Origin of the sequence: Salmonella sp. NW38, from assembly GCF_051807745.1 — a bacterium.
Classification (GTDB): Bacteria; Pseudomonadota; Gammaproteobacteria; order Enterobacterales; family Enterobacteriaceae; genus Salmonella; species Salmonella enterica.
On sequence record NZ_JAMMTO010000013.1, the window covers coordinates 82,583 to 102,304 of the forward strand.

The 19,722-nt window shown below is 53.0% G+C and carries 20 protein-coding genes; 7 read left to right on the top strand and 13 right to left on the bottom strand.

The genetic code is table 11. The features are described from left to right. The first annotated feature begins 116 nt into the window (after positions 1-116). Complete coding sequence (gene argP, locus NA624_RS20330) at positions 117-1,010, top strand: DNA-binding transcriptional regulator ArgP (RefSeq protein WP_000828345.1); 894 nt, start codon at positions 117-119, stop codon at positions 1,008-1,010. Positions 1,011-1,177: 167 nt separating this feature from the next. Here the strand turns inward: argP and NA624_RS20335 are convergent, their stop codons facing one another. The 6 genes from NA624_RS20335 to epd form a co-directional block, all read right to left on the bottom strand. Then, entirely contained in the window at positions 1,178-1,924 is a 747-nt protein-coding gene (locus NA624_RS20335; protein ID WP_000669852.1) for an oxidative stress defense protein, read from the bottom strand. Between the two features lie 93 nt (positions 1,925-2,017). Continuing rightward, positions 2,018-2,653, bottom strand: a complete 636-nt coding sequence (gene argO / locus NA624_RS20340) for an arginine exporter ArgO (protein ID WP_000626876.1) — start codon at positions 2,651-2,653, stop codon at positions 2,018-2,020. Between the two features lie 200 nt (positions 2,654-2,853). After that, positions 2,854-3,714, bottom strand: a complete 861-nt coding sequence (locus NA624_RS20345; RefSeq protein WP_000389833.1) for a small-conductance mechanosensitive channel MscS — start codon at positions 3,712-3,714, stop codon at positions 2,854-2,856. Between the two features lie 222 nt (positions 3,715-3,936). Then, the gene (gene fbaA / locus NA624_RS20350) at positions 3,937-5,016 is read right to left on the bottom strand and encodes a class II fructose-bisphosphate aldolase (RefSeq protein ID WP_000034387.1); all 1,080 of its coding nucleotides are present in this window, start codon (positions 5,014-5,016) and stop codon (positions 3,937-3,939) included. 101 nt (positions 5,017-5,117) lie between these two features. Further along, on the bottom strand, positions 5,118-6,281 hold the full coding sequence (gene pgk, locus NA624_RS20355; protein WP_000111274.1) for a phosphoglycerate kinase: 1,164 nt from the start codon (positions 6,279-6,281) through the stop codon (positions 5,118-5,120). Between the two features lie 21 nt (positions 6,282-6,302). Then, complete coding sequence (gene epd, locus NA624_RS20360; RefSeq protein WP_000218330.1) at positions 6,303-7,349, bottom strand: erythrose-4-phosphate dehydrogenase; 1,047 nt, start codon at positions 7,347-7,349, stop codon at positions 6,303-6,305. Positions 7,350-7,722: 373 nt separating this feature from the next. Here epd and NA624_RS20365 point away from each other — a divergent pair, with 373 nt between their 5' ends. The 5 genes from NA624_RS20365 to NA624_RS20385 are packed head-to-tail and all read left to right on the top strand — an operon-like array spanning position 7,723 to position 10,808. Then, positions 7,723-8,148 carry a PPC domain-containing DNA-binding protein gene (locus tag NA624_RS20365; protein WP_000218562.1) on the top strand — a complete coding sequence of 142 codons (426 nt, stop codon included), beginning with the start codon at positions 7,723-7,725 and terminating at the stop codon, positions 8,146-8,148. 25 nt (positions 8,149-8,173) lie between these two features. Further along, positions 8,174-8,752, top strand: coding sequence for an ECF transporter S component (locus tag NA624_RS20370; RefSeq protein WP_000124001.1), 579 nt, complete (start codon positions 8,174-8,176; stop codon positions 8,750-8,752). Continuing rightward, positions 8,753-9,460, top strand: coding sequence for an energy-coupling factor transporter transmembrane component T (locus NA624_RS20375; RefSeq protein WP_000553281.1), 708 nt, complete (start codon positions 8,753-8,755; stop codon positions 9,458-9,460). Further along, the gene (locus tag NA624_RS20380; RefSeq protein WP_001520421.1) at positions 9,448-10,125 is read left to right on the top strand and encodes an ABC transporter ATP-binding protein; all 678 of its coding nucleotides are present in this window, start codon (positions 9,448-9,450) and stop codon (positions 10,123-10,125) included. The genes NA624_RS20375 and NA624_RS20380 overlap by 13 nt, the downstream gene beginning before the upstream one ends. Then, a complete protein-coding gene (locus NA624_RS20385; RefSeq protein ID WP_000956926.1) occupies positions 10,119-10,808 on the top strand; it encodes an energy-coupling factor ABC transporter ATP-binding protein in 690 nt (229 codons plus the stop codon). The genes NA624_RS20380 and NA624_RS20385 overlap by 7 nt, the downstream gene beginning before the upstream one ends. Here the strand turns inward: NA624_RS20385 and NA624_RS20390 are convergent. The 7 genes from NA624_RS20390 to tkt all read right to left on the bottom strand — a co-directional run bounded on the left by NA624_RS20390 (position 10,777) and on the right by tkt (position 18,632). Continuing rightward, a complete protein-coding gene (locus NA624_RS20390) occupies positions 10,777-11,493 on the bottom strand; it encodes a nucleoside/nucleotide kinase family protein (RefSeq protein WP_000684838.1) in 717 nt (238 codons plus the stop codon). The genes NA624_RS20385 and NA624_RS20390 overlap by 32 nt on opposite strands. Then, positions 11,490-11,999, bottom strand: coding sequence for an MltR family transcriptional regulator (locus NA624_RS20395; protein ID WP_000209974.1), 510 nt, complete (start codon positions 11,997-11,999; stop codon positions 11,490-11,492). Before NA624_RS20395 ends, NA624_RS20390 begins: the two co-directional genes overlap by 4 nt. 213 nt (positions 12,000-12,212) lie before the next feature. After that, positions 12,213-13,184, bottom strand: coding sequence for a class II fructose-bisphosphatase (gene glpX, locus NA624_RS20400; RefSeq protein WP_001549372.1), 972 nt, complete (start codon positions 13,182-13,184; stop codon positions 12,213-12,215). Further along, entirely contained in the window at positions 13,181-14,455 is a 1,275-nt protein-coding gene (locus NA624_RS20405; protein WP_000853170.1) for a zinc-binding dehydrogenase, read from the bottom strand. The genes glpX and NA624_RS20405 overlap by 4 nt, the downstream gene beginning before the upstream one ends. 23 nt (positions 14,456-14,478) lie before the next feature. Next, a complete protein-coding gene (locus tag NA624_RS20410; protein WP_000400411.1) occupies positions 14,479-15,858 on the bottom strand; it encodes a PTS mannitol transporter subunit IICB in 1,380 nt (459 codons plus the stop codon). Positions 15,859-15,885: 27 nt separating this feature from the next. Then, the gene (cmtB, locus tag NA624_RS20415; RefSeq protein WP_001518319.1) at positions 15,886-16,329 is read right to left on the bottom strand and encodes a PTS mannitol transporter subunit IIA; all 444 of its coding nucleotides are present in this window, start codon (positions 16,327-16,329) and stop codon (positions 15,886-15,888) included. A 311-nt stretch (positions 16,330-16,640) separates the two neighbouring features. Further along, a complete protein-coding gene (gene tkt / locus NA624_RS20420) occupies positions 16,641-18,632 on the bottom strand; it encodes a transketolase (RefSeq protein ID WP_000098648.1) in 1,992 nt (663 codons plus the stop codon). 275 nt (positions 18,633-18,907) lie between these two features. Here tkt and NA624_RS20425 point away from each other — a divergent pair, with 275 nt between their 5' ends. Then, positions 18,908-19,666 (top strand): M48 family metallopeptidase, encoded by a 759-nt coding sequence (locus NA624_RS20425; protein WP_000701825.1) that lies wholly within the window; start codon positions 18,908-18,910, stop codon positions 19,664-19,666. The last annotated feature ends 56 nt before the right edge of the window (positions 19,667-19,722 follow it).

A 19,722-nucleotide genomic window follows, 5' to 3' on the forward strand; every position in this document is an offset into this window, starting at 1 on the left:
TATAGAACATTGTCGGGAAAAATCTCCGTGTCCGTACACAGGCTACGGATTTCATCTGTACCGACGGCAAATTTATGTCATAGTGCGGAAAAAAATAACAGGAGCATGACACAACAATGAAACGTCCGGACTACAGAACACTACAGGCGCTGGATGCCGTTATACGTGAACGAGGATTCGAGCGCGCCGCCCAGAAGCTGTGCATCACGCAATCCGCCGTCTCACAGCGCATAAAACAGCTTGAGAATATGTTCGGACAACCGTTGTTGGTGCGTACCGTTCCTCCTCGCCCCACGGAGCAAGGGCAAAAATTACTGGCTCTGCTGCGTCAGGTTGAACTGCTGGAAGAAGAGTGGCTGGGCGATGAACAAACCGGCTCTACGCCGCTGCTGCTGTCGCTGGCGGTTAACGCCGACAGTCTGGCGACCTGGCTGCTTCCGGCGCTGGCGCCGGTGCTGGCGGACTCCCCTATCCGTCTCAATTTACAGGTGGAAGATGAAACGCGCACGCAAGAACGTCTGCGTCGCGGCGAGGTGGTGGGCGCGGTGAGTATTCAGCATCAGGCGCTGCCCAGTTGCCTGGTAGACAAACTGGGCGCGCTCGACTATCTGTTTGTCGCGTCAAAGCCGTTTGCCGAGCGCTATTTCCCCAATGGCGTTACCCGGTCGTCGCTGCTGAAAGCGCCCGCCGTCGCGTTCGACCATCTGGATGATATGCATCAGGCCTTTTTGCAACAGAATTTCGATCTACCGCCCGGCAGCGTGCCGTGCCATATCGTTAATTCATCCGAAGCGTTTGTACAGCTTGCGCGCCAGGGCACGACCTGCTGCATGATCCCTCACCTGCAGATTGAGAAAGAGCTGGAAAGCGGCGAGTTGATCAACTTAACGCCTGGTTTGCTACAGCGCCGGATGCTTTACTGGCACCGCTTTGCCCCGGAAAGCCGGATGATGCGCAAAGTGACCGACGCGCTACTGGAGTACGGGCACAAGGTGCTGCGTCAGGATTAGCCTCTCTATGAATGCCGGATGGCGGCGTGAACGTCTTATCCGGCCTGCATAACCCATTATTCTCCCGCCACTTCTTTGAAATTCATCACAAAATCATTGCGTTCAGGCGGCAAAAACCGAGAACACCGGGAGAAAACGCGGCCTGGAAGCGCCCAGGCCGGGCGAGATTACTGCGTGCTGGCGGCCGTTGTCGACGTCTGCCCTGTTCCAGGTTCAAGCTGGAATACCACATCGACCTGATCGTCGAACTGAATGGTCGGCTGCTCGTAAGTTTCCTGCGCGGATACCGGCGCAGCATCTGCGGCTTTCATCATTCGCACCACCGGACTCGGCTGATAATTAGAGACATGGTAACGAACGCTGTAAACCGGCCCCAATTTGCTGTTAAAACCGGCTGCCAGCGCTTGCGCCTGATGAATCGCGTCATCAATGGCGGCTTTGCGGGCCTTGTCTTTATAGGCGTCCGGTTGCGCCACGCCCAGCGATACCGAACGAATCTCGTTCAGATCCGCCTTCAGCGCGCCGTCCAGCAGCGAATTGAGTTTATCTAACTGACGCAGCGTCACTTCAACGGTTCGCACCGCGCGATACCCTTTCAGAATGCTTTTACCGTTTTGGTAATCATAATCCGGCTGCGTGCGCAGATTCGCCGCGCTAATGTCTTTTTTCGCAATCTGATTTTGCTCAAGGAAGGAAAGATATTGCGCCACGCGCTCATCGGCCTGCTTCTTCGCCGTCGCCGCATCCTTCGCCGCGACGTTCACTTCAATCGCTAAGGTGGCGATATCAGGCACAGCATCGACGCTTGCCGTACCGGAAGTCACGATGTGCGGGCCTTCCGGCAATTCGCTTGCCTGCGCCGACATTGCACTTAAACCCACTAATGCCGCCAGGGCCATCACTTTGAACTTCACAGTCTCTCCTCCATATTGCAGTCATTGCCCTGATATACAGGGCGCATGCAGGCAAGCTTAGCGGATATCGGCCTGTTGTCCATCAGACAACGCTTAGTTGAAAAGCGCGTGCATATGCGCGACGCCTTCCCGCGCCAGTTGGAAGGCGATAAGCCACATCACCACCCCAACCAGAATGTTGATAATGCGTTGAGCTTTCGCCGTACGCAGTCGAGGCGCAAGCCAGGCCGCCAGTAGCGCTAACCCAAAAAACCATAAGAACGACGCGCTAATCGTGCCGAGAGCAAACCAGCGCTTTGGCTCCATAGCCAGTTGCCCGCCGAGACTGCCCAACACGACAAACGTATCCAGATAAACGTGCGGATTCAGCCACGTTACCGCCAGCATCGTAGCAATAATTTTCCAGCGCCCCTGCTTCATAACCTCGGCGCTGGCCAGCTCCAGATTACTGCTCATTGCCGTTTTCAGCGCGCCAAAACCGTACCATAACAAGAACGCGACCCCGCCCCATGTGACCAGCGCCAGCAGCCACGGCGACTGCATCAGCAACGCGCTGCCGCCAAAAATACCGGCGCTGATCAGGACTAAATCACTTAACGCGCAAAGCAGCGCTATCATGAGGTGGTACTGGCGACGAATTCCCTGATTCATCACAAACGCATTTTGCGGGCCAAGCGGAAGGATCATGGCGGCGCCAAGGGCAAGCCCTTGAAAATAATAAGATATCACGTTAACTACCCTGAGCTGTTTTTCTTAAAGGCAGACTATAGCGCGGGAATATTATTAGCGGAAATTGATAATTTTAATCACTAATAAGAAAAGCTAATGAAGAGACTGAATAACGGATGGCGGCTACGCTTATCCGCTCAATAACCAGAGAATACTGGAGGCGGATAAGCGCAGCGCCGGCAGGCAGCGCGGGAGAAAAATTACTCCGCGGCGTTATCTTTCACACGTTTAAAATTGACGTCCATCTGCGGGTACGGGAAGCTAATACCAGCGGCGTCGAATTCACGTTTAATACGTTCCAGCACGTCCCAGTAGACATTTTGCAGGTCGCTGCTTTTACTCCAGACACGCACCACAAAATTAATTGATGAGGCGCCCAGCTCATTCAAACGTACCGTCATTTCGCGATCTTTTAAAATACGATCGTCGGACTCGATAATCGTCGTTAGCAGCTGTTTCACCTGATCGATATCCGAATCGTAGGCCACCCCAATAATGAATTCGTTACGGCGAACCGGCTCACGAGAATAGTTGATGATATTACCCGCGATAATTTTGCCATTCGGAATCACAATAATTTTGCCGTCTACCGCGCGCATTGTTGTGGAAAAGATTTGCACATTCAGTACCGTACCGGCAACGCCGCCCAAATCGACATACTCACCGGCGCGAAACGGACGGAACATAACCAGCAATACCCCAGCCGCAAGGTTAGAGAGTGATCCCTGTAATGCCAGGCCAACGGCTAAACCGGCGGCGCCCAGTACGGCAATAACCGAGGCGGTTTGAACCCCCACGCGACCCAGAGCCGCAATCAGCGTAAAAGCGATAACCCCATAGCGCACCAGCGCAGAAAGAAAGTCGGCCACTGTCGCATCAATATGACGCGCACGCATCAGACGATTTACCGTATTGGAGATCACGCGCGCTACAATCAAGCCGATGATGATAATAGCGATAGCCGCAACAATATTCACAGCATAGCTGAGCAATAACGCCTGGTTGCGTACCAGCCAGGTGCCCGCACCATTTATGCTGTCGACAACATTCAAATCTTCCATTCAATATTCCTTGGTCATAGCAAAACAAGCAAATGAGATCATTCTCACGAAAAGAACTTTTTAAAGGTAAACAAAAACAGAAGAATATGCCATTTTTCGGCATCATCCCCAAAAAGGCAGGCACACTGTGAGTTGGCCGGATGAAAGCGTTAACGCCGCTCTCCGGAAATAACGATAAAAAAATGGCTTCCCGAGGGAAGCCATTTTAATCAACAGACTACATTACAGAACGTCAATCGCGTTCAGTTCTTTAAATGCTTTTTCCAGACGAGCGATCATCGAAGTCTGGCCAGCACGCAGCCATACGCGCGGGTCATAGTATTTCTTGTTCGGCTGATCTTCGCCTTTCGGGTTGCCCAGCTGGCCTTGCAGATACGCTTCGTTTTCTTTGTAGTAGTTCAGAACACCTTCCCAGGTTGCCCATTGGGTATCGGTATCGATGTTCATTTTCACTACGCCGTAGCTTACGGAGTCTTTGATTTCCTGAGCAGTAGAACCGGAACCGCCGTGGAAAACGAAGTTCAGGCTGTTGTGCGGCAGGTTGTGTTTCTTAGAAACATACTCCTGAGAATCACGCAGAATGGTCGGGGTCAGAACCACGTTACCCGGCTTGTAAACGCCGTGTACGTTACCGAAGGAAGCGGCAATGGTGAAACGCGGGCTGATTTTGCTCAGCTCAGTGTACGCGTAATCAACATCTTCCGGCTGGGTGTACAGGGCAGAAGCGTCCATGTGGCTGTTGTCCACGCCGTCTTCTTCGCCACCGGTGCAACCCAGTTCGATTTCCAGAGTCATGCCAATTTTGGACATGCGTGCCAGGTATTTGGAGCAGATTTCGATGTTTTCGTGCAGAGACTCTTCAGACAGGTCAATCATGTGAGAAGAAAACAGCGGTTTACCGGTAGCCGCGAAGTGTTTTTCACCCGCGTCCAGCAGACCGTCGATCCACGGCAGCAGTTTCTTGGCGCAGTGGTCAGTGTGCAGGATAACCGGAACGCCATAATGTTCAGCCATCTGATGAACGTGATGCGCGCCAGAGATAGCGCCCAGGATTGCCGCGCCCTGAGGTACGTCAGTTTTCACGCCTTTACCCGCGATGAAGGACGCGCCGCCGTTGGAGAACTGAACGATGACCGGTGCTTTAACTTTTGCAGCGGTTTCCAGAACAGCGTTGATGGAATCAGTGCCCACGCAGTTAACTGCCGGCAGAGCAAAATTGTTTTCTTTTGCTACCTGGAACACTTTCTGTACGTCATCACCAGTGATCACGCCTGGTTTTACGAAATCAAAAATTTTAGACATGTTTCGTTGTCCTGTATCGTCGGGCTTTGGGAAAAAACACGGGCCGCCCTGAATGTCAGATCGGCGATAAATCAACGGGCAGGAATCCCTGCCCGTAACGATTACTTCTTAGCGCGCTCTTCGAGCATCGCTACGGCTGGCAGAACTTTACCTTCCACGAATTCGAGGAATGCGCCGCCGCCAGTAGAAATGTAGGAAATTTTGTCAGCAATGCCGAACAGGTCGATTGCCGCCAGGGTGTCGCCGCCGCCAGCGATGGAAAACGCTTCGCTATCAGCGATGGCATTCGCCACGATTTCAGTCCCTTTACGGAAGTTCGGGAACTCAAACACGCCAACCGGGCCGTTCCACAGAATGGTTTTGGCATTCTTGAGGATTTCAGCCAGCTGCTGAGCGGAAGCATCGCCGATATCCAGGATCTGCTCGTCTTCTTTCACGTCGTTAACGGATTTCAGAGTCGCCGGTGCGGTTTCGGAGAACTCGGTGGCAACGCGAACATCGGTCGGAACCGGGATATCGCAAGTGGTCAGCAGACGTTTTGCTTCGTCAACCAGGTCAGCTTCGTACAGGGATTTACCGACACTGTGGCCCTGAGCGGCAACGAAGGTGTTGGCAATACCGCCGCCGACAATCAGCTGGTCAGCGATTTTAGACAGGGAATCCAGAACGGTCAGTTTGGTAGATACTTTAGAACCACCAACGATAGCCACCATCGGACGAGCCGGTTCTTTCAGCGCTTTACCCAGCGCATCCAGTTCAGCGGCCAGCAGCGGGCCTGCGCACGCGACGTCAGCAAATTTGCCGATACCGTGGGTAGAAGCCTGCGCGCGGTGCGCAGTACCAAAGGCGTCCATCACGAATACGTCACACAGGGCGGCATATTTTTTAGACAGCGCTTCGTCGTCTTTCTTTTCGCCTTTGTTAAAGCGAACGTTTTCCAGAACCACCAGCTCACCTTCGGCCACGTCAACGCCGTCCAGGTAATCTTTGACCAGGCGAACCGGGTTAGACAGTTTGTCTTTCAGGTAGTTAACAACCGGCAGCAGAGAGAATTCTTCGTTGTACTCGCCTTCGGTAGGACGACCCAGGTGGGAAGTTACCATCACTTTCGCGCCCTGTTTCAGAGCCAGTTCGATGGTCGGCAGAGAGGCGCGGATACGCGCGTCGCTGGTCACTTTCCCTTCTTTAACAGGTACGTTCAGATCCGCACGGATAAAAACGCGTTTCCCGGCCAGATCCAGATCGGTCATCTTAATTACAGACATGGTGAATCCTCTCAATGATGCTTAAAGTTTTGTCGACGCTGACGCGTCGAGCCTGAAACCAACTGCGGCCATCGCTAACGTGGTGTCGAGCATCCGGTTAGCAAAGCCCCATTCATTATCGCACCAGACCAGCGTCTTGATCAGGTGGGCGCCACTGACCCGGGTTTGCGTGCCATCAACAATGGCGCTGTGCGGGTCGTGGTTAAAATCTATCGAGACCAACGGTGATTCCGTATAGTCAACTATACCATGAAATGCACCTTGTGCTGCTTTTTGCAGCAACTGGTTGACTTCACTGGCTTTTACTGGTTTTTTCACCGTTACGCTTAAATCGATCGCCGTCACATTAATGGTTGGAACGCGCACGGCAATCGCCTCAAAACGGTCGTTAAACTGCGGGAATATACGCGTAATGCCTGCCGCCAGTTTTGTATCTACCGGGATAATCGACTGGCTGGCCGCGCGCGTGCGCCGTAGATCGGAGTGATACGCGTCGATCACCTGCTGATCGTTCATCGCGGAGTGGATCGTCGTGACGGTACCAGACTCGATGCCGTAAGCATCATCCAACAATTTAATGACGGGGATTATGCAATTCGTGGTACAGGACGCGTTTGAGACAATACGATGTTCCGCACGCAGTTGATTCTGGTTCACGCCAAAAACGACGGTGGCGTCAAGATCGTTGCTGCCCGGATGAGAAAAGAGCACTTTCTTCGCGCCAGCGACAATATGCGCCTCGCCATGCTCCCGGTTGCCATATACGCCCGTACAATCCAACACGATATCCACGCCCAGTTCGCGCCACGGCAGATCCGCCAGCGTTCGTTCATGCAGAATACGAATGACATCGTCGCCGACAAAAAGCTGCTCGCGCTCGTGGCGAACCTCCCATGCAAAACGCCCGTGGCTGGTATCGTATTTCAACAAATGCGCCATGCCTGCGGCATCCGCCAGCTCGTTGATGGCCACCACGGTAATTTCCGCCCGACGTCCGGATTCATACAAAGCACGAACCACGTTACGCCCGATGCGACCAAAGCCATTAATCGCTATGCGTACGGTCATAGGTCTCCTGCAAGGCTATCCCGATTCAGATGAGGCTGACAGAGTAATGCAGCTCATCGTCGAGTAAAACCTCACCTGTCGCAAACTGCGACTGATTGGTTAATTGTCGAACATTTAATTAACTGAAACGCTTCAGCTAGAATAAGCGAAACGGGGAATAAAAGGAATGTTTGTCCAGTCGAAGAAGACAGTTATCTGACCTGCATCACATTTCATGGCCGCTTACGCTGCAATTTATTCCATATTTAAGAATCACCAGTACATCCGTCAGATCTTTTCATCGCCGCGTCACAAATACTGATTTATATCAGAAAGCGCTGCCGCCAGCGTCTATATTATCAGCGCCACGTCCGAGTCTCGGAGTCCTGTAACGATGACTGTATCTCACCACAATGCCTCTACAGCGCGCTTTTACGCGCTTCGTCTGCTTCCCGGCCAGGAAGTGTTTTCCCAATTACACGCCTTTGTGCAACAGAACCAATTACATGCCGCCTGGATTGCAGGGTGTACCGGCAGTCTGGCCGATGTTGCGCTGCGTTATGCCGGGCAAGAGGCGACCACATCGCTCACCGGCACGTTTGAAGTTATCTCGCTAAACGGCACGCTTGAATTGACCGGCGAGCATCTGCATCTCGCGGTATCAGATCCCTACGGGGCTATGCTCGGCGGCCATATGATGCCAGGGTGTACCGTGCGTACCACGCTGGAACTGGTTATCGGCGAGCTGCCAGCACTGACGTTCAGCCGTCAACCGTGCGCCATTTCCGGTTATGACGAACTGCATATTTCTTCCCGTTAATTGACGACTCTTTAAGAGGTACTTTATGGCGCGTCGCCCGTTTTCCAGCCAGTCTCTGGTGCTGATTGTCATCGCTATTGCCATCAATATGATTGGCGGACAGCTTATTAGCATGTTGAAGCTGCCTATTTTTCTCGACTCGATCGGCACCTTAATTAGTGCGGTGCTGTTAGGGCCGTTCATCGGCATGTTGACTGGGCTTCTGACCAACTTGCTGTGGGGGCTACTTACCGACCCTATCGCTGCCGCGTTTGCCCCGGTAGCGATGGTTATCGGTCTGGTCGCCGGGTGGCTGGCGCGCGCAGGCTGGTTTCGTACCCTGCCCAAAGTGATCGTCAGCGGCGTCGTCATTACGTTAGCGGTGACGCTGGTCGCCGTACCGCTTCGTACCGCGCTTTTTGGCGGCGTTACCGGTAGCGGCGCTGATTTATTCGTCGCCTGGATGCATTCAATGGGCCAAAACCTGGTGGAGTCGGTCGCGATTACCGTCATAGGTGCTAATCTGGTCGATAAAATTCTGACGGCGATCATCGTTTGGGTGCTGCTGCGTCAGCTACCGTTACGTACGACACGGCATTTTCCTGCGATGTCAGCCGTACGCTAAATGCATCCGTTTACCTCGTTAACCTTATGGGCGCTGGCGGCCTGCACCACGCTGCTGCTCTCTGCGCAGACCGTGCTCCCGATTTATAGCGCGGCGGCCTTCCTCTGTCTGCTGGCGCTGAAATCAACGCGGCGGCGGGCGAAGTATGTCGCCTGGCTGATGCTGTCTTTAGGGTTTGGGCTATGGCTGGTACATGGCGGTTGGCTAACGGAATGGATAAGCGGGCAGCCTCGCGATCCGCAGCGCTGGGTATATGCCGTTACGCTATGGCTACGTCTGCTGGCGATCGTGTCGACGTCGCAGCTATGGATGCAGTATGTGCCGGTTCAGCGGTTTATTCGCGCCCTGTTCGCTTCACGTCTGCCACCCGGCATCGCTTACCTGTTCGCTGGCCCGCTGCTGGTCGTCGAACAACTCAAACGACAACTGACGATCGTTCATGAAGCCCAGCGCGCGCGCGGCGTACCGCTGGATGAAGGCTGGTATCAGCGGCTACGGGCTATGCCTGCGCTGATCGTGCCGCTTACGCAAAATGCGCTTAACGATCTGACAATACGCGGCGCGGCGTTGGATATGCGGGGGTTTCGGCTGCATCGAGCCCGAACCACGCTGTGGGCGCCGAAAGATAGCATGTTACAACGGGTTGCGCGGTATGGCATGGTACTGCTAATACTAGCGGAAGCGGGAGTATGGATATGGTTACGTTAGAGCAGTTTCGTTATCTTCCGTCCGATGCGACACGCCCGCCGGCATGTTTTGATTTCCACTATTCAACACCCGGAATAGTGGCAATAGTCGGCGATAACGGCAGCGGAAAAAGTACGCTGGCGCAACTGATGGCTGGCTGGTATCCGGATTATCTTCCCGGCGATATTGACGGCACAGGCTTACTGCTTGGCGTCCCTATCGGGCGGCTCCCGCTGGTAGAACAGTCGCCCACCATCCAGTTGGTGCAGCAATCGCCATATTTACAGCTTTCCGGCTGTACCTTTAGCGTAGAGGAAGAGGTGGCGTTTGGCCCGGAGAATCTCGGCCTCCATGAAGCGGAAATTTTACGGCGCATTGACGAGGCGCTGACTCTGACAAACTGCCAGTCGTTACGCCATCGCCATCCCGGCACGCTCTCCGGCGGCGAAACGCAGCGGGTAGTAATTGCCAGCGCGCTTGCCATGCAGCCCAGACTGTTAATTCTTGATGAAGCCTTCAGTCGGCTGACGTCAGCGGCCACCGGGATGCTGCTGGAACGGTTACAACAGTGGGCGCTGGAACGTCATTCTCTCATTGTGCTTTTTGAGCGTAACCATTTTCCTTTTCTGACGCGATGCCAGCGGGTATGGCAATTGCGCGACGGAGCGCTAACCCCATTATGTTGACGTTAAATCAGGTCGCTTATCGCTGGCCGGATGCCGCAGCCGACTGTTTGCACGCTATCTCGCTTGAACTTCGTGACGGCGAATGGCTGGCGTTGACCGGCGATAACGGCGCGGGAAAATCAACACTGTTACGGATTATGGCCGGCCTGCTTTCCCCCACTTCCGGCTCGGTAACGCTTAATGGAGAGCCGATTGCGCAGCTTAAAAATCGTCAACGCGCCGCCGCTATCGGCGTACTCTTTCAGGAAGCAGAAAACCAGATTTTCCACAGCAATGTCGCGCAAGAGGTCGCTTTTGGGCTGAAACTACAACGCTTATCGGCGGAGGAAATTTCACGGCGCACGCAGGCCGCGCTGCGGTTATGCCAGCTAACGGACGTCGCCGAGGCACACCCGCTTGATCTGCACGCCGCGCAGCGCCGGATGGTGGCGGTCGCCAGTCTGGAGGCGATGGCGCCGCCTGTGTTATTGCTGGATGAACCCAGCCGGGATTTTGACGCCCACTGGCTAACCGTATTTGAACACTGGCTGGCGACATGCCGGGCACGGGGAACCAGCGTCGTGGCGATTAGCCATGACGCTGCGTTTACCCGGCGTCATTTTTCACGGGTGGTACGGCTGCATAATGGCGCGATAACGCCGCGTAACATCATTAAGGACACGCCATCCGATATTCGCCCGTAGAGGTCATTTCCAGCATGAGATCGGCTGGCAGGCTACTTTCCAGCACCCGGCGCACATTTGGGCCGTCGGTGCGTTCATAAAAGGTTTCCGCCTCCGCCTGTGATAATCCTCCCGCCAGTTTACGTCCAATCAACCGGGCGCGTAAGGTTTCCGCCGGGGCGCGAATAAATAATGAGAAATCGCAAAACTCCGCTAACGCGCGCCATCTGTCGTCATCACGCAGGAGCCAGTTTCCTTCCACAATCACGATCGGCGCCGTGACCACAACAGCGTGTTCCACCGGGTCGTGCCGCTGTCGGTCGTACTGCGGCCAGGTCGCTTCGCCAGCCCGCACCAGACGCAGATTTTCCGCCAGCTTATCAACGTCAAAGGTTTCCGGCGCGCCTTTACAGGCACGTAAATGATGCGCCTCCAGCCAGCGGTTATAGTAATGAAAGCCATCCATGGGAAGCGTTTGAATTTCCGGCAGGCCAGCATCCTGACGAGAGAGATATTCCCAGAAGGTGGTCAGCGTGGATTTGCCTGTGCCGGGCGGCGCGCTAAGAAAAACGATGGTACGGCGCTCAGGTTTAGCGGCATGTATTTTAGCCAGTTGTTGCAGTAAGGGCTTGTGAACCTTCTCTATTTCATCATCATGATAATGTGCTTCAACGTGCAGCCCATTAACCGTTAATGCGATTTTCACGGCGTTAATTCCTTTAAAATTGTCGTTACCGCCAGCGCCATCGCCGTTTTGACCATACCGGTAAAACGCACTTCAGACCACGCGGCGAAGTCGGCAAACTTCATCGACTCCAGCGCGCCATATAAGGGCGCATTACGGGTAATACAGTTAACGTTACTGATGAAGTCCCAGGTAATGTCGTCGGCAAAACCGGGAATCGCGTCCTGTTCATGCAGGTACTGATAAAACTGAGAAAAATGGGTGATGTCAGCGTAGAGCCATTTATCCATTTTCCCCAGCGCATAAATCAGACGTAATGCAACGTCGATATCGTCAAGCGGCCCGCTTTGAGCGAGTAACGGCTTCACTGCATATTCCACAATTTCTTCATCATTATCGACAAACAGCGACGGCAGAAAGCGCTTAATGCCCTGGAGCAAAATGTTATGTGCCGTCGTCATAAACGAAAGTAAATTATTTTGAGCATCCAGTTGCTCAAGCACATCGTCTTCTGTCAGCGTCGTCATTTGTGTCCCGATATACTCATCGTCTTTCAAGCTACAGGTGGGCGTGGACTTGCCACCGTCCTTCATCCTGAAAAGCCCAGAGTATATACCCTAAATAATTCGAGTTGCAGACAAGCGGCAAGAGAGAGAACCACCAGGAGCTTACATAAGTAAGTGACTGGTGTGAACGCGCGTCGCCAACGTACTTGCAACGTGAAGAATGACGGGGATAAGTCACCATGAATGCAGAGAGTCTATAATATTACACGTTCGATCTGCGCTACCAATCAGTAAAGTTTGCGTGCGCACACCGTTCGCAACCCGTTGGATCCCGTTAACCAGATCGCCGCCCGTAACGCCCGTCGCGCTAAAGAGAATGTCGTTACCGGCAGCCAGCTCATCAAGGGAGTAGACACGGTTAACCGCAACGCCCATTTCTTCGCAGCGTTGACGCTCCTGTTGCGCCACCAGGCGGTTGTCAGCGTTGTCCCCTTTCGCTTCACAAAAGTCGAGTAGCTCCGCCTGCATATCACCGCCCAGCGCTTTTACCGCACAGGCGGAAATTACGCCTTCAGGCGCGCCGCCAATGGTATACATCAGATCATAAGGGTTATCCTGCAAACAGGTCAGGACGCTGGCCGCTACATCACCATCGGGGAGAGCGAATACCTTAACCCCAAGTTGCGTCGCCTGTGTAATGGCCGGTTTCAGCCGCGGTTTATCTAACGTGACCATACGCAGATCCTCCAGCGGCTTATTTAGCGCCCTGGCGACATTTCGCAGATTATCGGTTAACGATAACGCCAGATTGATCACGCCTTTCGCCTGCCGATTTACAACCAGCTTTTTCATATACATATCGGGCGCATGTAACAAGCTGCCCCGGGGCGCAAACGCCATGACGGCCAGCGCATTACTTTGTCCCATGGCGACCATTCGGGTGCCTTCTATAGGATCGACGGCGATATCCACCTCCGGCCCCTCGCCGTTACCCACCTCCTCGCCAATCCATAACATGGGCGCATGATCGAGCTCCCCCTCGCCGATGACGATCCGCCCACGGATGGCGATATCATTCAATGCCTGTCGCATCGCGGTAACAGCCAGCCCATCAATTCTGTTCTTATCGCCGCATCCCGTTTGCGGCCAGGCAGCCAGTGCTGCCTGCTCCGTAATGCGAAATAGCGGCCATGCCAGAGACATCATGCCGCCTCCCCGATATCCACGCCAAATTGCGCCAGCAGGTATCTTTCCGCTTTTTCGTTCCAGATGCCGTGCGTCTCTTCAACCAGACGCGCCAGCTCCCTGAACAACGGATCCGTTTTTCCTTTTTCGGCGAAATCAGTAATCGCCGTCAGCGGCATGGTGACGCCGTTATAGATAAGCTTCTTACCGCCGGGAATATCCGGCAGGTTGAGTACGGTGTCCGGTACTGCATCCAGCCCACCAATATGCGTCACCATGAATGAAGGCTGAAGCTGTGCTGTTGCGCTTAACGTAATAGCCTCTTTCATATCCTCCGTGGAGCCGCCGGATGTCCCTACGACATGGGTACTGTTGTAATGCACATTGTAGAAATTAAACGGTACCTTGAACTGGCTATCTGTCGGCCCGGCAAAGAAATTCAGGCAACCGTCTTCGGCGAGAAGATCGTCAGCCATTTCAACGACGGACGGAACGGCGGCATAAACAAAGACATCATCAAATCCTGCGCCATCGGTTAATGTCCGAAGTTGCGCAGCAGGATCAGCCATGCCCGCGGTATTCACATAGATAAGCTCAATGCCCTTCTCAGCGGCCTGTTTGACCGGCAGCAGTTTTTTAGCCTGCGCCAGGCGGGCTTCATCGATATCGACCACCACAACTCGCGCCGGCTGGATCCCGCCGTTAATGGCATAATCAATCGCACCAATGCCCATCGGTCCGGCACAGGCCAGGAGCGCGATATTACCGCCGGGTTTGACTCCCATCCGATGTTCATAAACATAAGGTGTTGTATGGTAATTGGCGTTATAAGCGCCAATAATGCAGCACATCGGTTCCGCCAGCGATGCCGCGGCAAAATATGAGCCGTGATACGGTAAAACACAGCCCAGATTAATCGCTACTTCCGGGATTATCATGTACGTGGCGTTACCGCCAAAATATTCGTAACTGTAGCCAGCAGAATAACCGCTCGGCAGGCCCATCGCCGGTTGTAAAACAAAACGCTGTCCTTTTTTATATTTATCAGTCAGATTTTTTCCTACTTCGACGATAATTCCAGCACATTCATGCCCCGTAATGACTGGATGATTTTCCAGATCATCTGGCACTCGTTTATGTTCACTGCCTAATAAAGCGGCTTTCCAGGTAGAGAGACATACGCTGTCGGAAATTACGCTTACGAGCAGCTCATTCTCCGTAATGTCGGGTAATTCAAACTCACGGATACGGACATCCCGCTTGCCATATATAGCAGCTACTTTCGTTTTCATATTTACTCCAGAAACCTGAAATATTAATTCGATGTCAAATGGTTAAATAAATCATCAAGGCACGGATCGCCAATATAGTTTTTAATAAGTATTAAGGGCTTATCGCTGACTCGCTTAACCCGTCCTTCAAGGCTGGCGTGGGTAACGATAATATCGGCATCATCCGGTACATTTTCGATAGCGTAATGTTTAACGTCGATAGTCAGGCCCGCCTTTTCCAGACGTCGGCGGAACGTTGTGGCGCCCATTGCGCTGGAGCCCATCCCCGCATCGCAGACAAAGGCGATACGTTTCACGTCGCGATATGAAAATTTGCCTTCTTGCTTCATGGCTTTCACCGCTTTAGCGGAATCACTAAAAGTATCTTCGCTGTCGGCTTCGCTACTTTTTTCCATTTTCAAAATGAAAGCGGTGATAATAAAGGTCACTGCCGTTCCCGCCGTTACGCCAGCAATCGTAGCAAGGAAAGAACCTTTCGGCGTCAGCGCCAGGTAAGCGAAAATTGACCCCGGGCTTGGCCCTGCAACCAGGCCGCCATCCAGCAGGTTAAACACCCATGTTCCGCTCATCCCGCCGGCAATCATGGCGATGAGTGTTAATGGCTTCATCAGCACATAGGGGAAATAGAGCTCATGAATCCCCCCGAGGAAATGGATAATCATGGCGCCAGGCGCAGATTTCTTTGCCATTCCTTTGCCGAATAGCGTAAAGGCAAGCAGCAAACCTAAGCCAGGCCCCGGGTTAGAGGCCACCATAAAGAAAATGGACTTTCCGGTTTCCGACGCCTGTTGCATTCCCAACGGATAATAAACGCCCTGATCGATGGCATTGTTCAAAAAGAGGATTTTTGCCGGTTCATTGATTAAAGACAGCAGCGGCAGATAGCCCGCATGTACCAATGATTCAATACACTCCTTCACAAAGTTATTGGCAATAAGTACCGCCGGACCAATCACTTCAAAACCCAGCAGGCACAAAATCATCCCGGCGATACCCAGCGAGAAGTTATTAATCACCATCTCAAAACCGGCGGGAATCCGCTTTTCCAGCAACCGATCAATATATTTAATGACCAGACCGCCGAGAGGCCCCATAATCATTGAGCCAAGAAACATGGGGATATCAGCGCCGATGATAACGCCAATGGTGCCAATTCCCCCCATCACGGCGCCACGCTTTCCACCGACCAGATGTCCACCGGTAGAACCAATCATTACCGGCAGTAAATAGGTAATCATCGGGCCGACAATTTTGGCGAAATGCTCGTTTGGCATCCACCCGGTTGGAATAAATAATGCAGTGATAAAACCCCAGGCAATAAAAGCGCCGATATTGGGAATGACCATCGCGGTCAAAAATCCCCCAAAAGCCTGGACCTTTGCACGAGCAGACTTGTGTTCCATATTAATATCCTGTAAAGGAGAGAATAATTATGCGCGAGCTATAATATCCGCCAGCTCTTTTTCTGATTTCGCAGCTAATAACGCCGCTAAAACATCCTCTTCACATAATAGTTCGCTTAACGCCTGGATAGCGCCAATATGTGAATCTGAATCTGCTGCTGACAGGCCGATTAATAATTTTATGCCGTCATCCTCGTCGGTAAACTGCACATCCTGCCTGAGCAATGTTAATGACATCCCGGTTTTTAACGCGCCGCATTCGGGGCGAGCATGAGGCATCGCGACACCAGGTGCCAGAATATAGTAAGGACCATTACTGATTGTTGAATCTTTGATAGCCTGAATATAATTTTCATTTATATAACGATTAGCCAAAAGGGATGACATGGAAAAATCAACAGCTTCCTGCCAATTTTGTGCCAATGGTCTTATTGTAATAGATGCTTCAGGAAAATAATCTATTAACCGCATAAACTATCCTTATTTTATTTTTAGGGTACAACTTGTCGTTAAAAATAAAATACGCGGGCAGCAAAATGAAATCAATCCAGGCGAAAAAGCGAGCGCTTAAAATGACATGATTATAATTTATCTATAAAACAACCTGTTATATTTATAAAAATAAAAAGCAAGCTTCATTTTGTGATGTTAATTGCAAATTCAACAAATAACAAAATATCAAAATTGTGATAAAAATCACAAATAAAGCCTTGTTAGCGATAAAATAAATGTATCTAAAAAAACGGGTCGCCGAAGCGACCCGTTTTATGCCGTATTAAGGATTACAGCAGCGCTTTCGCTTTGGCGATCACGTTGTCCACCGTGAAGCCAAACTCTTCAAACAGCAGCTCTGCCGGGGCGGATTCACCGAAGGTGGTCATCCCGACAATAGCGCCGTTCAGGCCGACGTATTTGAACCAGTAGTCAGCGATACCCGCTTCAATCGCCACACGCGCAGAGACCGCCTTCGGCAGCACGGATTCACGGTAAGCCGCATCCTGTTTGTCGAACGCGTCGGTGGACGGCATGGAAACCACGCGCGCCTTCACGCCTTCGGCAGTCAGTTTTTCGTAAGCGGCAACCGCCAGCTCAACTTCTGAACCGGTCGCAATGAAGATAATCTGCGGCTGGCCCGCACAATCTTTCAGTACGTAACCACCGCGGGCGATATTCGCCAGTTGCTCTTCAGTACGTTCCTGCTGCGCCAGGTTCTGACGGGAGAGGATCAGCGCGGTTGGGCCATCCTGGCGCTCTACGCCATATTTCCACGCCACCGCGGATTCCACCTGGTCGCACGGACGCCATGTGGACATGTTCGGCGTTACGCGCAGGCTTGCCACCTGCTCGACCGGCTGGTGCGTCGGGCCATCTTCGCCCAGACCGATGGAGTCGTGGGTGTACACCATCACCTGACGCTGTTTCATCAACGCTGCCATACGCACTGCGTTACGGGCATATTCGACGAACATCAGGAAGGTGGAGGTGTACGGCAGGAAACCGCCGTGCAGGGCGATACCGTTGGCGATAGCGGTCATACCGAATTCGCGCACACCGTAGTGAATGTAGTTACCCGCCGCGTCTTCGTTGATAGCCTTAGAACCGGACCACAGGGTCAGGTTAGACGGTGCCAGGTCTGCAGAGCCGCCGAGGAATTCCGGCAACAGCGGACCGAAGGCTTCGATGGCATTCTGGGACGCTTTGCGGCTGGCGATTTTCGCCGGGTTAGCCTGCAGTTTAGCGATGAATTCATTCGCTTTCGCATCGAAGTCAGCCGGCATGTCGCCTTTCATACGACGGGTGAATTCAGCAGCTTCCTGCGGGAAGGCTTTCTCATAAGCCGCGAATTTCTCGTTCCATGCGGATTCTTTCGCCTGGCCGGCTTCTTTCGCATCCCACTGGGCGTAGATTTCAGACGGGATTTCGAACGGCGCGTATTTCCAGCCCAACTGTTCGCGGGTCAGCGCGATTTCCGCGTCGCCCAGCGGCGCGCCGTGGGAATCGTGGGTCCCCTGTTTGTTCGGCGAACCGAAACCGATGATGGTTTTGCACATCAGCAGGGACGGTTTGTCAGTCACGGCGCGAGCTTCTTCCGTGGCGCGTTTAATGGCGTCGGCATCGTGACCGTCAATGCCACGGATAACGTGCCAGCCGTAGGCTTCAAAACGTTTCGCGGTGTCATCGGTGAACCAGCCTTCAACATGACCGTCGATAGAGATACCGTTGTCATCATAGAACGCGATCAGTTTGCCCAGTTTCAGAGTACCAGCCAGAGAGCACACTTCGTGAGAAATGCCTTCCATCATGCAGCCGTCGCCCATAAAGACGTAGGTGAAGTGGTCAACGATGTCGTGGCCAGGACGGTTAAACTGCGCCGCCAGAGTTTTCTCGGCAATCGCCATCCCGACGGCGTTGGCAATACCCTGACCCAGCGGGCCAGTAGTGGTTTCAACACCAGCGGTGTAGCCCACTTCCGGGTGACCAGGGGTTTTTGAATGTAGCTGACGGAAATTCTGCAGTTCGGACATCGGCAGGTCATAGCCGGTGAGGTGCAGCAGGCTGTAAATCAGCATTGAGCCGTGGCCATTGGACAGCACAAAGCGGTCGCGGTCGGCCCAGGACGGGTTGGTCGGGTTGTGGTTCAGGAAATCACGCCACAGGACTTCGGCAATGTCAGCCATACCCATCGGGGCACCCGGGTGACCGGATTTGGCTTTCTGTACTGCGTCCATGCTCAGCGCACGAATAGCATTGGCAAGCTCTTTACGTGAGGACATTTTGACTCCAGATCGGATGTTGAAAGGCCATGCCCGTAACGACTTGACGACAGCGCGTTTTGGGCTACGCCGGAAAATTTGCCAACAATTTACCCCAAGCCGCGCGTCATGTACATGGAACATCCTTTTACCGCTTCAGAAATCTCCGGATCATGCTCGCATGTTGCGCAATTAGCTAACTTGCCTGCCATGCTTTTCTTTATACTTAACCCAGGCGCTAATTCATCTGCAACGGGCGCATTTCAAAATAATATTAATTCGTATGGAAGAGAAAAATGAAAATTCGCGCTTTACTGCTTGCTTTGGGCATGGCGACGGTGCTGACCGGTTGCCAGAATATGGACTCTAATGGACTGCTTTCTTCGGGCGCTGAAGCTTTTCAGGCCTATACGTTAAGCGATGCGCAGGTAAAAGCGCTGAGCGATCAATCCTGTCAAGAGCTCGACAGCAAAGCGAAAATCGCGCCGGCGAGCAGCGAATACGCTAAACGACTGACAAAAATTGCCGCCGCGCTGGGGGATAACATTAACGGCCAGCCGGTGAACTATAAGGTTTACGAGACGAAAGACGTCAACGCGTTTGCCATGGCGAACGGTTGTATCCGCGTCTACAGCGGACTGATGGATATGATGACCGACAACGAAGTTGAAGCCGTGATCGGCCATGAAATGGGCCATGTCGCGCTGGGTCATGTAAAGAAAGGGATGCAGGTCGCGCTGGGCACTAACGCCGTGCGCGTCGCGGCGGCATCGGCAGGAGGCGTTGTCGGCAGCCTGTCGCAATCACAGCTTGGCGATCTTGGCGAAAAACTGGTGAACTCGCAGTTCTCTCAGCGTCAGGAGTCCGAAGCGGATGATTATTCTTACGACCTGTTGCGCAAACGCGGTATCAGTCCGGCAGGACTCGCTACCAGCTTTGAGAAACTGGCAAAACTGGAAGCGGGTCGTCAAAGCTCAATGTTCGACGATCACCCGGCGTCCGCCGCACGCGCACAGCATGTGCGCGATCGTATGAGCGCGGACGGGATCAAATAACCCCCGAACAGTGCCGGATGGCGGCGTGAACGCCTTATCCGGCCTACAAGCATCAA

What these genes read in the sequence shown, in the direction of transcription:
- argP (WP_000828345.1), top strand. Translation starts at nt 117, where the DNA reads ATGAAACGTCCGGACTACAGAACACTACAGGCGCTGGATGCCGTTATA.
- NA624_RS20345 (WP_000389833.1), bottom strand. Translation starts at nt 3,714, where the DNA reads ATGGAAGATTTGAATGTTGTCGACAGCATAAATGGTGCGGGCACCTGG.
- fbaA (WP_000034387.1), bottom strand. Translation starts at nt 5,016, where the DNA reads ATGTCTAAAATTTTTGATTTCGTAAAACCAGGCGTGATCACTGGTGAT.
- pgk (WP_000111274.1), bottom strand. Translation starts at nt 6,281, where the DNA reads ATGTCTGTAATTAAGATGACCGATCTGGATCTGGCCGGGAAACGCGTT.
- epd (WP_000218330.1), bottom strand. Translation starts at nt 7,349, where the DNA reads ATGACCGTACGCATAGCGATTAATGGCTTTGGTCGCATCGGGCGTAAC.
- NA624_RS20365 (WP_000218562.1), top strand. Translation starts at nt 7,723, where the DNA reads ATGACTGTATCTCACCACAATGCCTCTACAGCGCGCTTTTACGCGCTT.
- NA624_RS20370 (WP_000124001.1), top strand. Translation starts at nt 8,174, where the DNA reads ATGGCGCGTCGCCCGTTTTCCAGCCAGTCTCTGGTGCTGATTGTCATC.
- NA624_RS20375 (WP_000553281.1), top strand. Translation starts at nt 8,753, where the DNA reads ATGCATCCGTTTACCTCGTTAACCTTATGGGCGCTGGCGGCCTGCACC.
- NA624_RS20380 (WP_001520421.1), top strand. Translation starts at nt 9,448, where the DNA reads ATGGTTACGTTAGAGCAGTTTCGTTATCTTCCGTCCGATGCGACACGC.
- NA624_RS20385 (WP_000956926.1), top strand. Translation starts at nt 10,119, where the DNA reads ATGTTGACGTTAAATCAGGTCGCTTATCGCTGGCCGGATGCCGCAGCC.
- NA624_RS20395 (WP_000209974.1), bottom strand. Translation starts at nt 11,999, where the DNA reads ATGACGACGCTGACAGAAGACGATGTGCTTGAGCAACTGGATGCTCAA.
- glpX (WP_001549372.1), bottom strand. Translation starts at nt 13,184, where the DNA reads ATGATGTCTCTGGCATGGCCGCTATTTCGCATTACGGAGCAGGCAGCA.
- NA624_RS20405 (WP_000853170.1), bottom strand. Translation starts at nt 14,455, where the DNA reads ATGAAAACGAAAGTAGCTGCTATATATGGCAAGCGGGATGTCCGTATC.
- NA624_RS20410 (WP_000400411.1), bottom strand. Translation starts at nt 15,858, where the DNA reads ATGGAACACAAGTCTGCTCGTGCAAAGGTCCAGGCTTTTGGGGGATTT.
- cmtB (WP_001518319.1), bottom strand. Translation starts at nt 16,329, where the DNA reads ATGCGGTTAATAGATTATTTTCCTGAAGCATCTATTACAATAAGACCA.
- tkt (WP_000098648.1), bottom strand. Translation starts at nt 18,632, where the DNA reads ATGTCCTCACGTAAAGAGCTTGCCAATGCTATTCGTGCGCTGAGCATG.
- NA624_RS20425 (WP_000701825.1), top strand. Translation starts at nt 18,908, where the DNA reads ATGAAAATTCGCGCTTTACTGCTTGCTTTGGGCATGGCGACGGTGCTG.